Origin of the sequence: Alishewanella jeotgali KCTC 22429 (assembly GCF_000245735.1) — a bacterium.
Classification (GTDB): domain Bacteria; phylum Pseudomonadota; class Gammaproteobacteria; order Enterobacterales; family Alteromonadaceae; genus Alishewanella; species Alishewanella jeotgali.
Genome location: NZ_AHTH01000055.1, coordinates 93,083 through 107,907, shown reverse-complemented (window position 1 = coordinate 107,907; position 14,825 = coordinate 93,083). Strand labels below are relative to the sequence as shown.

Annotated in this window: 8 protein-coding genes; 5 read left to right on the top strand and 3 right to left on the bottom strand. The window is 51.2% G+C overall.

Translation table 11 applies throughout. The features are described from left to right. Positions 1–29: 29 nt before the first annotated feature. Positions 30–983, bottom strand: a complete 954-nt coding sequence (gene rluC / locus AJE_RS17020; protein ID WP_008951887.1) for a 23S rRNA pseudouridine(955/2504/2580) synthase RluC — start codon at positions 981–983, stop codon at positions 30–32. A 506-nt stretch (positions 984–1,489) separates the two neighbouring features. On the opposite strand from rluC, the gene rne reads away from it, so the two are divergent. Beyond that, positions 1,490–4,645 (top strand): ribonuclease E, encoded by a 3,156-nt coding sequence (gene rne / locus AJE_RS17015; protein WP_337445659.1) that lies wholly within the window; start codon positions 1,490–1,492, stop codon positions 4,643–4,645. Between the two features lie 197 nt (positions 4,646–4,842). Here the strand turns inward: rne and AJE_RS17010 are convergent, their stop codons facing one another. Beyond that, positions 4,843–6,012, bottom strand: coding sequence for a DcaP family trimeric outer membrane transporter (locus tag AJE_RS17010; protein ID WP_008951885.1), 1,170 nt, complete (start codon positions 6,010–6,012; stop codon positions 4,843–4,845). Positions 6,013–6,246: 234 nt separating this feature from the next. Between AJE_RS17010 and acs the strand changes: the two genes are divergently transcribed. Together acs and AJE_RS17000 are read left to right on the top strand one after the other, a co-directional pair. Continuing rightward, entirely contained in the window at positions 6,247–8,202 is a 1,956-nt protein-coding gene (acs, locus tag AJE_RS17005) for an acetate--CoA ligase (RefSeq protein WP_008951884.1), read from the top strand. Between the two features lie 106 nt (positions 8,203–8,308). After that, on the top strand, positions 8,309–8,983 hold the full coding sequence (locus AJE_RS17000) for a response regulator transcription factor (protein WP_008951883.1): 675 nt from the start codon (positions 8,309–8,311) through the stop codon (positions 8,981–8,983). An 80-nt stretch (positions 8,984–9,063) separates the two neighbouring features. Here the strand turns inward: AJE_RS17000 and AJE_RS16995 are convergent, their stop codons facing one another. Further along, positions 9,064–12,621: a PAS domain-containing hybrid sensor histidine kinase/response regulator gene (locus tag AJE_RS16995; RefSeq protein ID WP_008951882.1), complete on the bottom strand. Its 3,558-nt coding sequence runs from the start codon at positions 12,619–12,621 to the stop codon at positions 9,064–9,066. 157 nt (positions 12,622–12,778) lie between these two features. On the opposite strand from AJE_RS16995, the gene AJE_RS16990 reads away from it, so the two are divergent. Together AJE_RS16990 and AJE_RS16985 are read left to right on the top strand one after the other, a co-directional pair. Next, positions 12,779–13,039, top strand: coding sequence for a DUF4212 domain-containing protein (locus AJE_RS16990; RefSeq protein ID WP_008951881.1), 261 nt, complete (start codon positions 12,779–12,781; stop codon positions 13,037–13,039). Between the two features lie 5 nt (positions 13,040–13,044). Continuing rightward, positions 13,045–14,811 carry a sodium:solute symporter family protein gene (locus AJE_RS16985; protein WP_008951880.1) on the top strand — a complete coding sequence of 589 codons (1,767 nt, stop codon included), beginning with the start codon at positions 13,045–13,047 and terminating at the stop codon, positions 14,809–14,811. Positions 14,812–14,825: the final 14 nt, after the last annotated feature.

Genomic DNA, 14,825 nt, shown 5'->3' with positions numbered 1-14,825 from the left:
CTCCGCGTCGTTACGCTGTTTTAACCTTGTTACTTACGGTTTAACCGTTCCAGAGTCTGGCTTAATTTCGAATCCAATGGTGCTTCAAAGCGCATAGTGGTTTCGCTGATCGGATGGATAAAGCTTAAGCTAAAGGCATGCAGAAACAGCCGGTTAAGTCCAATTTGCTGCATCTGCTGGCTAAACTGGTTATCGCCGTATTTGTCATCACAGGCAATCGGATGGCCTTTACAGGCGGTATGAACCCGGATCTGATGCGTACGGCCGGTAACCGGAAAGGCTTCAACCAGGGTGCCTTCCTGATAGCGCTGCAAAATCCGAAACCGGGTTTCCGATGGCTTGCCTTCCACAGCATCCACTTTGACCACCCGCTCACCGGACTGCAGCGTATTTTTTCGCAGCGGCTCTGTGACCTTGCGTACTTTGTTATCCCAATCGCCGGCAACCAGCGCCCAGTATTTTTTCTCTACCGTTTTATTGCGTAGCTGCTCGTGTAAATGAGTTAAAACTGAGCGTTTTTTTGCGATCAGCAAACAGCCCGAGGTATCGCGATCCAACCGGTGCACCAATTCCAGATGCTTAGCGTCCGGGCGTAGCGCCCGTAGCGCTTCGATTACGCCAAACTGCAAACCACTGCCACCATGCACCGCCATACCCGAAGGTTTATTCAGTACGATCAAATCTTTATCTTCATACAAAATATGCTGCTCAAGATCTTTGACCAGACTCAGTTTCACTGATACCGCATCGGGTTCGCTGGCAACGCTCAACGGCGGTACCCGCACCACATCACCCTGCTCTAATTTATACTCAGGTTTGATGCGTTTTTTATTCACCCGCACCTCGCCTTTGCGCAAAACGCGGTAAATCACACTTTTTGGTACACCGCGCAGCCGGGCGATTAAAAAGTTGTCTATGCGCTGACCGATGAAATCATCTTCAATTTCAATCATTTGTACTGGCAATTTTATTTCATCGGTCATGTTTGCAAAATACTCAGCTAAAATTACAATTCAGTTGCTAATCAGCGCAGATTAGTGGGATAATCAGCCCGCTAATTGTGCCGAAATACGGCAATTAGGGCGCTCAAAGTGACATAAGAGAATTTGTGCGGCACCGTCAGGGGATGTGATCATACCGAAATCGTGGTGAAAACCAATGTTTTTTATAACCCCGGCGTTAATCCACTGCCACTTGCCTGAGGTAATGTTGAGTAATTTGTTACCAACAACGGCAAAACACAAAGTCCGGTCACCGGGCAACAACAGTAAAGATTAGTCAGAACACAACGCCTGCAGGCGCTGTGTGTCAGAAAGCATAACGAAAACCCCGCTGCCAGGCACTATTTTGCCGGCAGCGGGGTTGTAAAACGTAAAATTAGGTTCCCTCAAGCACCCAGTCGTGAGACTGCACCCTTCTGTGTTTGATAACGGCTGACACTCAGGTGCCCGGTTGTTGTGTTGTGGCTTCGCAATAGAGTCACCATACAATGAAAAGAATGTTAATTAATGCCACGCAGGAAGAAGAAATCCGCGTAGCCCTGGTCGATGGCCAGAAACTGTACGACCTGGACATTGAAAGCCCAGGCCATGAACAAAAGAAAGCCAATATTTACAAAGGTAAAATCACGCGGGTCGAGCCGAGTTTAGAAGCCGCCTTCGTTGACTACGGTGCTGAGCGCCATGGTTTCCTGCCATTAAAAGAAATCTCCCGCGAATATTTCCCTGCCGGTTACAGCTTCGATGGTCGTCCAAACATCAAAGAAGTGGTAAAAGAAGGTCAGGAAGTCATTATCCAGATTGATAAAGAAGAACGTGGCCAAAAAGGCGCCGCGCTGACCACCTTTATCAGTCTCGCCGGTTCTTACCTGGTACTGATGCCGAACAACCCGCGCGCCGGTGGCATTTCCCGCCGTATAGAAGGCGATGAGCGTCAGGAATTAAAAGATTCCTTAGGCCAGCTGGAAATGCCGGATGGCATGGGTCTGATCGTGCGTACTGCTGGCGTCGGCAAATCCTATGAAGAACTGGATTACGACTTAAAAGCCCTGCTGAAACACTGGTCGGCGATTACCGAAGAAGCGCAGAAGCGTGCCGCGCCTTTCCTGATCCACCAGGAAAGCAATGTGGTTTTCCGTGCTATTCGTGATTATCTGCGCCGCGATGTCGGTGAGATCCTGATCGACAGCCAGAAGATTTTCGAAGAAGCCAAGGTTTATATCCAGCAATTCCGCCCTGACTTCGCGCACCGCGTGAAGATGTATCAGGGTGAAGTGCCGCTGTTTATGCACTATCAGATTGAAAACCAGATCGAAACCGCCTTCCGCCGTGAAGTACGGTTACCCTCTGGTGGTTCTATCGTTATCGACAGCACCGAAGCCTTAACTGCGATTGATATTAACTCCTCGAAAGCCACTAAAGGCGGCGATATCGAGGAAACCGCCTTTAATACCAACCTGGAAGCGGCCGATGAAATCGCCCGCCAACTGCGCTTACGTGACCTGGGCGGTCTGATCGTGATCGACTTTATCGATATGACGCCGGTACGGCATCAGCGTGAAGTGGAAAACCGTTTAAAAGACGCCGTGAAGCAAGACCGTGCTAGGGTACAAATTGGCCGGATTTCACGTTTTGGTCTGCTGGAAATGTCACGGCAGCGTTTACGTCCGTCACTGGGTGAGTCAGCCGGTCATGTCTGTCCGCGTTGTCATGGCCGCGGCACTATCCGCAGTGTTGAGTCCTCTGCCCTGTCAATTTTACGTTTAATCGAAGAAGAAGCGATTAAAGATAACACCAGCCAGGTGCAGGCACAGGTGCCGGTATCAGTTGCTACTTATCTGATGAACGAAAAACGTGAAGGTGTACGTCGCATCGAGCAGCGCAATGGCGTCCAGGTGTATGTGATCCCGAATGAGCATCTGGAAACACCAAACTACGAAGTGATCCGCATCCGTATCGATGAAGAGATCGAAGATGTCAGCTATAACCTGACCAAGGTTCCAGAGCACACCACCAAGCTGTATCAGCCTGCTTCGGATGCGGTAAAAGAAAAGCCGGCAGTATCGGCACTGAGTATGGCGCAAACTGCTGCGCCGGCACCGCAACCGAAAGCTGTCGTTGCCGAAGTTGCTGCCCCTGTGGCCAGCACACCTGGTTTATTCAGTCGTTTAGGAAGTTGGTTATCGGGTTTGTTTGCCGCACCGGCAGCGGAAAAACCGGCGGATAAACCGAAAGAGAAATCAGCTGCTCGTCCGGAACAACGTGGTGAGCGCGGTGAACGTGGCGATAGCAGAAGACGCAATAATCGTAACAACAAGCGTCGCGATCAGGTTGAGAAAGTTGCCGATAAAGCACAGGACAAGGTAAGCGAAGAAAAAGCAAGCCCGGCCAGTCGCCCGGAGCGCCAGGAGCGTCCGAAGCAACAAGAACGTCAGCCACGGCAGCAAGAGGCCCGTAAAGCGCAAGCTGAAGCTAAGGTGGATAAGGTAGAACGTGAGGAAGCGGACGAGCCAAATAGCCGCGCCGCTGCCGCTGAGCGTCGGGCCCGTCGTCAGTTACAACGTTCGGTACGGGTAGCAAAAGCAGAAGCCGTCGCTAACGCTGCTGCAACAGAAACGCCGGTAACCGCTGCTGAGCCTGCAGTCAGTGCAGCTGCGACCGCTGTGGTTGACGCAGCGCCAGAAGCCCTGACCAAGGCGCCTGAGGCTGTAGTTGATACTATTGTTGACACTGTTGTTGATACTGGGGTTCAAGCCACTGTTGCCTCAGCAGTCGCGCCTGAAACTGAGGTGTTAGCTGATGATGCCGCAGAAGCTGCTGAGCCGCGCAGCCGTAGCCGTCGTTCACCACGTCATCTGCGCGCTGCCGGTCAAAAGCGTCGCAAAGAGCAAACCGATAATGCCATTGAGGAAACAGCTGCCGCAGATGAAACGGTAACAGCCACTGTCATAGCGGAACAAGCTGCTGTTAGTAGCCAAGCAGAGACCCCTGTTGCTGCAGCCACAGCCGAGACTGCAGCGACTGTCGCCTCAGAGCTTGTTACTGAGACGGTCGCAGAGCCTGTGGTTGTCGCAGTTGAGGTGGCTACTGACGACGCTGTTAAGACAGCTACGTCAGAAGAAAGCCCTGTCGATGCTGAAGACAAACCAGCCCGTAGCCGCAGCCGTCGTCGTACGACAAAAGCGGATACAGCTGATGCCGCAACGCAAGGTCCGGTTGCTGAGACTGATGTGGCAGCAGCAGAGGTTTCGACAACTGAGGACGCGGTCGCCAGCCAGAGCAGCCCTGAACAACAAAGCCTGGCGTTAGAGCCGGCCGTTGAGCAAGCCGCAACCACTGAATTAGCCACAGCAGCACCAGTGCAGCCAACAGCAGCCGCGCCAGTTGAAGCAGCAGCAACCGTTGCAGTTGAAACAGCAGTAGCACCTGCTACGGCCAAGCGCCCTGCTGGCAGCCGCTTTGGTAATATGGTAGTCGCGGAAATGACTAAACCAGCGGCAGTTACCGATACTCAGCAGGAGATCGTGATCAATGCTGCCAGCGCCGAACAGCGTCCGCCGGTGCAATCGTCTGAGCGGCCAGCCGGTTCAGCCTTTGCCCGTCAGGCAGTATCTGCGCCTATGACCAAACCGGGTCAAGCGGAGTAAATCACCGCTCTGTGGAAAAGCCGGCAAATGCCGGCTTTTTTATTATCTTCTTACAAGTATCTTTCTTTTCGATATCTTTTTTTGAGTACATCGACGTCGGATCGAAACACTCAGCCAACAACGCCAACCTCAAGCAAACTGGCGGCAATAAAAAACCACCGTCAAAGCGGTGGTTTTTAGTTGGGCATTAGCCTTACTTAGAAGTCGTACTTGGCGCTAAACTGAATGCGATGCATATCACCGTCGCGACCGCTTTCAATTTCACGATTCGCAAACTTATATTCAATACCCATCATAAACTTCGGATTGAACTGATACAGAGCATTAGCGCTGTAGCTGTGGGTACTCTTAGTCACGCCGGTTCCGGTTAAGGTGGTATCGTTATCAGCGCTTAACATCGAATACAGGAAGGTAGAACGCCACTTGTCGTTCCACAAATGCCGATAAGCTACAGAGAATGCGGTTACGTCAATTGCTTCCAGCCGGGCCGCATTAGTAGTGCCTGTTAACACAGCGCCATTAATGGTATTTAAGCCCACATAACGGCCTAAGCCCTTACCATGGTTCAGGGTAAAACGGATATCGTCATTATTTGCCAGATTAAACTTACCGCTGAACGAAACACCGTAAGAGGTGACGGTATCGTCAAACACACCTTCGTCGATGGCGATTTGCCGCAATAAACCACCCAGACGGAAAGACGCATTACCGGCTTTAAAGTTGTAACCGAAGGTTAGATCCGGCGTCGCATTATCATCGGTGGTAATGCGACCGCCACCGCCGAATGGCGTTACGGTACTTTCTGGGTTTTCAATCGCTACAGAGAAATTGCCGGACGTATAACGAACCTGAGGTTGCCGGATAAAGACTGCGGCATCCGTATTACCCACGAAATCAAGCGTATCAGGTAAGGATTGTAAATCCATGAAGTTCGACCAGGTTTGGCCAACAGTCCAGTTTTTGTAGGTAACAAAGGCATGCCGAATAACGGGGCTATAGCCGTTGGTGGTGCGCTCATCATTACCATTGGTGCTGGTCATCATATCGAATTCTAAACGACCGGTAAGCTTCTCACCGTTACCTAAGTCAGTTGAAGTGCCGAAGAAGAAACGTGACTGGCGGGCATGCGAATCAAAACGTGAGGTGCTATTGCCACCAATCGGAGTCAAAGATGGTACGTATAAATCCCGACCTAACGCCGCAATCTCGCCGTCTGACTCTGTATACATCATATCTAATTTAATAAAACCACCGTAGGTAACTTCGGTATCGCCAACCTTAAAACCGTTATTAGCCTGAGCCGCACCTGCTGTCAGAGCGAGTGCCACAGCTGCAGTCAGGGCGTTGAGCGTCTTTCTTTGTCTCATCTGGAGTTCTCCATTGGTTTTTATAGTTTTACTGTCTTCGCGGTTATTTTACAGAAACTACAGCTGGCAGTCTCTTCTTTGTAAACTTTGGTCGACACTATCATTATGTGCAATTAGCCTTTAGTCGCAGTTCGCATAACCGCAGCAGCTCGTCTAGACTATGGTCTAATTCCTTTTATGTGAATGCTCCTTTAGAAATACCTCATTATTTTAATAAGCTCCGCAGGGGATGTTATGACACAAGCAACACTTTATCCGGTACCGGAAACCATCAAACAACGCGCTCATGTCACCAATGAGCAATATCTTGAGATGTATCGCGGATCGGTAGAGCAGCCGGAAGCTTTCTGGAACGAACACGGTAAAAGACTGGACTGGATCAAGCCTTATACCCAGGTAAAGGACACCAGTTTCGCTTTGGGTAACGTTAGCATCAAATGGTTTGCTGACGGTGTGCTGAATGCCAGCGTTAACTGTCTGGACCGTCATCTGGCAACGCGGGGCGGTCAGGTTGCCTTTTATTGGGAAGGCGATGAGCCCGGTGTTGAGAAAAAAGTCACGTATCGCGAGTTATACGAAGAGACCTGCCAATTGGCTAACGCCATGCGTGCGCTGGGCGTTGGTAAAGGAGATCGGGTGACGATTTATCTGCCGATGATCCCGCAGGCGGCAGTAGCGTTACTGGCTTGCGCCCGCATTGGCGCCGTACACTCAGTGGTTTTTGCTGGATTCTCACCGGATGCGCTGGGTAGCCGGATCACCGACTGTGATTCCAAGCTGGTGATCACCACCGATCAGGCCCTGCGTGGTAGCCGGGCCACCAACCTGAAAGATAATACTGATATCGCTTTGGCGCATCTGGGTGATGCCAATCCGGTGCAGAACGTTATTGTGATTAAACACGTTGGTAAGCCGATTGATTTTCATCAGGGCCGCGATCTGTGGTATCACGAACTGATTGCTGCGCAGCCAAAAGAGTGCGCGCCTGAGCCGATGAACGCCGAAGATCCACTATTTATTCTTTATACCTCCGGCTCAACAGGTAAGCCCAAAGGGGTACTGCACACAACGGGTGGCTATCTGGTGTATGCCTCTATGACCCATCAGTATGTGTTCGATTACCACGATGGTGATATCTACTGGTGCGCCGCTGACGTTGGCTGGGTAACCGGTCACAGCTATATTGTTTATGGCCCGCTGGCCAACGGGGCTAGCAGCGTGATGTTTGAAGGGGTACCAACCTACCCCAGCGTGAAGCGTATCGCGCAGATTGTCGACAAATATCAGGTCAATATTCTGTATACCGCGCCAACCGCCATTCGTGCCCTGATGGCACATGGTGAAACGCCAGTCGAGGGCACCAACCTGAACTCTTTACGGGTACTGGGTAGTGTCGGTGAACCTATCAATCCTGAGGCTTGGAACTGGTATCACGATAAATTCGGTAAGGGTAACTGCCCTATCGTCGATACCTGGTGGCAAACTGAGACCGGCGGCATTTTGATCACGCCGTTACCGGGTGCCACTGCTTTAAAGCCCGGCTCAGCGACCCGTCCTTTCTTTGGCGTTAAACCGGCTATCGTTGATAACGAGGGTAAAACGGTCACTGGCGCTGGCGAAGGCAATCTGGTAATTACCGACAGCTGGCCGGGTCAAATGCGTACCCTGTATGGCGATCACGAGCGTTTTGAACAAACCTATTTCAGCACCTATCCGGGCAGTTACTTTACCGGCGACGGTTCGCGCCGGGATGAAGATGGTTATTACTGGTTAACCGGCCGGGTCGATGATGTGTTAAACGTCTCAGGCCACCGTCTGGGCACTGCGGAAATCGAAAGCTGCCTGGTAGCGCATGAAGCTATCGCCGAAGCCGCTGTGGTTGGCTATCCGCACGATATTAAGGGCCAGGGTATTTATGTTTATGTCACGCCACGGGTTGGTGTTGAACCCAGTGAAGATCTGACGAAAGCCATTCGCGCCTGGGTACGTGAAGAAATTTCACCTATTGCCAGTCCGGATCTGATACAGTGGGCTCCAGCAGGCCTACCGAAGACCCGCTCAGGTAAGATTATGCGCCGTATTCTGCGGAAGATTGCCGCGAATGAGCATGACCAATTAGGTGATATTTCAACTCTGGCTGATCCGTCAGTAGTTGAAATTCTGGTGAATAACCGCTTAAATCGTAAGTAGGACACCAACACCGCTCCCTGAGCTTGCGTGTCTCCAGTTGCAGCAGAAAGGCCGCCACATTGCGGCCTTTCTTATAACTATAACCAGAACTATGCTGGAGGAAACAATGGCGAAGCTTATCGTCGCAGATGATCATCCGTTATTTCGCAATGCGCTGATCAACGCCATTAGCAGCACCTTTGCTACCAAAGCGACAATTGAGACTGATAGTTTTGACAGCACCTGCGCCGCGCTGGAGCAGCATCCTGATGCAGACTTATTGCTACTGGATTTACATATGCCTGGTAACTGTGGTTTCCTTGGCTTGATCCAGCTGCGCAAAAACTACCCCAGCTTACCGATAGTGGTGATTTCGGCCAGTGAAGACCTGGATGTGATCCGCCGCGTGATGGCATTCGGCGCCTCAGCCTATGTGCCAAAATCAGCAAGGCCGCAGGATATCAGCAGTGCCCTGAATGCGGTATTGGAAGGTGAATTATGGGTGCCGGCAGAGCTGCGTAAGCAGGTGCTGGATCAACAGGAAACTGAACAGGATCTGGATTTAGCCGCTAAAGTCGCCCAATTGACCCAACAGCAGTATAAGGTATTGTATTACCTGACAGAAGGTTGGCTGAATAAACAGATCGCCTATGATTTACATATCTCAGAAGCCACGGTAAAAGCGCATATTACCGCGATTTTCCGCAAATTAGGCTGTACTAACCGCACTCAGGTGGTGATCCAGGCACAGCGCCTGACGCTGGAACCCCCCGTAGACCGCGCTATGGCGCAGCAGCACTAGCCTGCCAGCATTGCAGCAAATCCGCTTTAATATCGTGCCCTCTCTGTAAGGGATTTCCCGACCGCCCGCTTCGCGCGGGCTTAGTCAGCAACCGTGCCAGCCCGCTTTAACATTTTAAAGTGATTTAAGGTGGCTCTGAGCGCACCCGGTTTAATGGGTTTCGCCAGAAACATTAAGCCCTGAGCTTTTGCCAGCGCCGCCAGATCAGCCTGTGGTGATGCTGACACCAGTACGCCATGCACCGCACCCCAATGTTGGCGGATTTGCTGATACAACTGCAGACCATTTAGCTGTTGCCCCAGCTGGTAATCGAGCAAGATCACATCCGGCGCCGCGGCGGTGGCCGCATACGCCATTAAAGCATCGGTATCATAAAAACACTGTACCTCACTGATTTGCCACTGCTCCAGTAAGACTTTAAGCGCGGATAAATTCGCGGCATCATCATCGACACAGACGACACTCAACCCGGGTAAGGGCCTTTGCTGCAGGCTGGTTTCAACCGTCAGCTCCTGCCGCACTTTGACCGCCGCCAACGGCAAGCTAATACTAAATACCGTGCCTTTGCCAGGCCAGGAGCGCACCTCAAGCGGATGCCCAAGCAGTTTCGCCATCCGGTGCACCACACCAAGACCGAGCCCAACGCCTTGCTGCCCTTTGGCAGTGGCATCAATCCGGTAAAAGTCTTCGAAAATACGCTGCAGATCCGGCTCAGCAATACCGGGACCGGTATCCCAGACCTGTAGTAATAATTGACTGCCGCGTTTGCGACAACCCAGCAAGATCCGGCCACTTATAGTGTACTTAATGGCGTTGGATAACATATTTTGCAGGATCCGGCGCAAATAGGTAGCGTCAGTCATCACCTGATAGCGGTTACTGCGCACACTTAGCTGCAAGCCTTTTTGATCCGCCACCAGACGATATTCCTCAGCCAGTTGTGCCAGTAAGTCTTTTAAGGCTACCGGCTGTACATTCGGCTGTAGCTTGCCATCATCCAGTTTGGCAATTTCCAACAGGGTAGAGATCAGCTCTTCTGACGCCTTTAACGAATTATCCAGCTGGTTAAGGATCGCCGCCTGCTGCTGCGGTTCCTTCACCCCGGCTAAAGCGGCAGTAAACAAGCGGGCAGCATTCAGCGGCTGCAAAATATCGTGACTGGCCAGCGCCAAAAAGCGGGTTTTCGAGGCATTAGCCGCTTCCGCTTCGGCTTTAGCCTGCAGCAATTGCTGCTCGGTTTCGCGCCGCCTGGATACCTCGGCCAGTAACTCCTGGTTCATCTCAGAAATCGTCTGAGTACGTTCATTAACCCGATCTTCCAGATATTGTTTGGCTTCCGCTAGGCCCTGCACGGCTTTTACGTGCTCTGAAATATCAGTAAAGCTGGTTACAAAGCCACCACCGGGGATCGGATTGCCGCGCATTTCAATGACCCGGCCATCCGGCCTTACCCGTTGAAACACATGGGCGGTGCCGTTTTTCATATGCAGGGTACGCTTTTCAACATGCTCGTCCGGATCACCAGGCCCGCAAAGACCGCGCTCGGCATTCAGCCGTACAATATCGGCAACTGGCCGACCTACCCGAATCATCCCCTCCGGATAGTTAAACATTTCCAGATAGGCTTTATTCCAGGCCACCAGATTCAGGTCACGGTCTACCACACTAACGCCCTGACTCAGATGCTCCAGTGTGGAAAACAAGATCTTGCGTGAAAACTGGATCGCCTGGGTGGTATCGTCAAATAGAGTCACCACATCTTCAAAGGCCAGTTGCCGCCCTTCCAATACTGCATTAACCATCGCTGATGCCGAAGACGCGCCAATCACGCCGGACAGTTCACGCTCTACGTGTTCGACCAGGCCGACTGAGGGCAAATCATCCAACTGCACACTTTGCTGCTGTTTACGACCAAACTCCGCCAGACATTCTGCCGCACGCTGCGGGCCGACAAAACGCTCTAACAGGGTTTTCAAATCATTGTTGCGGATCCGGATACGGCGCGCTGGTGTATCCTGATGATTAATAGGTAGATTTGGCTTAACAAAGGCCACTGCTTGCAAGCGGTCCTGAAGATTGACTGTGGTGGTCAAAGACACCAGCAAGTAAGCAAACAGATTAAAACCCAGTGAAATAATCACGCCATGACTAAGCGAATCAAGCTGGATACCAAACATCGAAGTAGGTAGCAGCCAGCTGAGGCCAAACAAGCCTTGCTGCATAATGTCGCTGTTGATCACACCGGCATTGACCAACTGCGGTAGCATCAGGGTGTAAAACCACAGCAGCAGTCCCAAGCTTAAGCCGGCATAGACGCCATAGGCATTGCCGCGACGCCAATACAGCCCCCCTATTACGGCCGGTACCAACTGGATGGTCAGCGCAAAGGCCAGCAAGCCGGTTTCAGCCAGCTCATAGTTGCGGGCAAAAATACTGTAGTAAAGATATGACAGCGCCATCACCACAATAATCATGGTGCGGCGCACCAGCAGAATTAGCAGACTAAAATCATGCGACATGCCTTTTTGCTTGGTAGATTTCAGTAAGCCCGGCATTACTACGTCATTACTGATCATCGTCGACAATGCCAGCGTAGCGATAATAATCATTGAAGTTGCAGCCGAGAAGCCACCGATAAAGACGATAATACTCAGTACATTCCAGTTCATACTGGATGGGATCAGCAGTACAAAACTATCAGCCTGCGCCAGAATACCGGGAAACAACTGCATACCGGCAACGGCAATCGGGATCACCACCAGGGTGACAGCTAACAGATAACCGGAAAACCAGCGCCGGGCATGCCGTAAATGATGGTGCGAAACGTTCTCGACAAAGGCGACATGGAACTGCCGCGGTAGCATAAATACCGCCACCATCGCTAAAATAGTCTTGGTAATAAACTCGACCAGTCCGGGGGTGTCGAGCTTTTCCTGCTGGCGGATCGAATGCTCAGTAAAGGCGCGTAGCGCAGATTGATCCGTATCCAGAATAAATACATAAACCGCAATTGCCAACGTCAGCAGCGCAAACAACTTGACCACTGACTCAAAGGCAATAGCCACCATCACGCCACGATTTTGTTCAGTCAGATGCAGTTTGCGGGTACCAAATAAAATGGCAAAAAACGCCATTGCTACGGCGCTGAGTAAGGCGCTGTCCTGATACCAGGCGACCTGTGCATCATCAAAAGCGCCACCAAGTAATACCTGATAGGAGCCAGCCACGGCTTTCAGTTGCAGCGAAATATAAGGGATAACGACAATCAGACAAATAATGGCAGCCAGGGTCGCGATATTGCGTCTTTTACCGTAACGGGCGGAGATAAAGTCAGCAATCGAAGTTACGTTTTGTTTTTTGGAAACGTACAGCAGCTTAAATAAGAACGGCTGGGCAAAGATAAACAGCAGGATCGGCCCCAGATAAATGGCCATATAATCCCAGCCCCGGGTCACGGCCGTTCCTACAGCGCCATAGTAGGTCCAGGACGTACAATACACGGCTAGCGCCAGACTATAGATCAGGCCCCCATACTTTCGTATCAGGCGGTCATCGGCATGCCGTTCACCCCAGTTGGCAATCCAGAATAATCCGCCCACATATAACAGGGCCAATAAGGCTACAGTCCATACCGTCACGGGGTTCTCCCTTTATTTTTTTAGCTAACTGTGGTGGCAGCCAGTCGTTATGTCAATGCTGTGGCTGTTGCCTTCGACTAAAGTCGGGCTAGCGCCTTGGCTAACTGCTGCTAGATTAAACTTGCTCGATAAAAAATAAACTAAAGGAGACACAACTATGGCAGATCATAACATGAATGCCGCCGCGTACTGGAGCGCTAACTTGCGCTACATATCGATTAGCCTGTTTGTCTGGGCACTCGTATCATATGGCTTTGCGATCTTGCTCAGACCCATGCTTGCCGGCATCAGTGTTGGCGGTACTGACCTTGGCTTTTGGTTCGCACAGCAAGGTTCTATCATAACCTTTATCGCTATCATCTTCATTTACGCCTGGAAAATGAATAAGTTAGATAAAGAATACGGTGTAGAGGAGTGATTGGCATGAGTCAATTTGCAATAAATTTAATCTTTGTAGGCGCCTCCTTTGCGCTCTACATCGGTATCGCCATTTGGGCGCGTGCCGGCTCTACCAAAGAATTCTATGTTGCCGGTGGTGGCGTTAACCCTGTCACTAACGGTATGGCAACCGCCGCCGACTGGATGTCAGCGGCATCTTTCATTTCTATGGCCGGCTTAATCGCCGCTGGCGGTTATGCCAACTCAACCTTTCTGATGGGCTGGACCGGTGGTTATGTACTACTGGCGATGCTGTTAGCACCCTACTTACGCAAATTCGGTAAGTTTACTGTACCTGATTTTATCGGCGATCGCTTTTACAGCAAGGGCGCGCGCTTAACGGCTGTGGTATGTTTGATCATTATGTCGGTAACCTATGTAATCGGCCAGATGACTGGTGCTGGTGTTGCCTTCTCCCGCTTCCTGGAAGTGAGCTCTGCAACCGGGATCTGGATTGCGGCAGGTGTGGTGTTCGTGTACGCGGTATTTGGCGGCATGAAAGGTATCACTTACACTCAGGTTGCCCAGTATGTGGTACTGATTATTGCCTATACCATCCCTGCAGTATTTATCTCACTGCAATTGACCAACAACCCTATTCCAATGTTTGGTATGTTCAGCACCCACGTTGAATCCGGTCAACCGTTGCTGGTGAAGCTGGATGAAATTGTGCGTGAACTGGGCTTCCAGGATTATACCGCTGACGTCAGCAACAAGCTGAATATGGTGTTATTTACCCTGTCACTGATGATCGGTACTGCCGGTTTACCGCACGTGATTATTCGTTTCTTCACCGTACCTAAGGTTGCCGATGCCCGCTGGTCTGCCGGCTGGACGCTAGTGTTTATTGCGCTGCTGTATTTAACTGCACCAGCAGTGGCATCTATGGCGCGCTTAAACCTGTTAACCACTATCTACCCTGCCGGTCCAACAGCGGATGCGATTAATTATGCTGAGCGGCCGGATTGGATCAAGAACTGGGAACAAACTGGTTTAATCCGTTGGGAAGATAAAAATAATGATGGTCGTATTCAGCTGTATAACGAGACGCCAGCATTCGCTGCGAAAGCAGAGGAGCGCGGCTGGGCTGGTAACGAGCTGACAGTAAACAATGATATTCTGGTACTGGCAAACCCTGAGATTGCTAATCTGCCAGGTTGGGTCGTGGGCTTAATTGCTGCCGGTGGTATTGCCGCGGCACTGTCTACTGCCGCCGGTCTGCTGTTGGCAATTTCCTCGGCTATCAGCCACGACCTGATCAAAAATATCATTAACCCGCAAATCAGTGAAAAAGGTGAAATGTTAGCCGCCCGGATTTCTATGGCTGGTGCCATTTTACTGGCAACCTATCTGGGGCTTAATCCGCCCGGGTTCGCCGCACAGGTGGTCGCGCTGGCGTTTGGTATCGCTGCTGCTACCCTGTTCCCGGCACTGATGATGGGTATTTTCTCAAAACGCGTGTCCGGTCAGGGCGCCATCGCCGGTATGTTAGCCGGTCTGGTTGTCACCTTGCTGTATATCTTTACCTATCTGGGCTGGTTCTTTATCCCAGGTACTAACATGTTACCAAATACTGTAGATAACTGGATTTTAGGTATCTCTCCACTGTCTTTCGGTGCTGTGGGTGCCATGATTAACTTCGTGGTTGCTTTTGCTGTGTCATCTGTCACTGCAGCACCACCGAAAGAAATCCAGGAACTGGTTGAAAGCGTCCGCTATCCAAAAGGTGCCGGTGCCGCTGTTGACCACTAAGCACTACCTGCTTA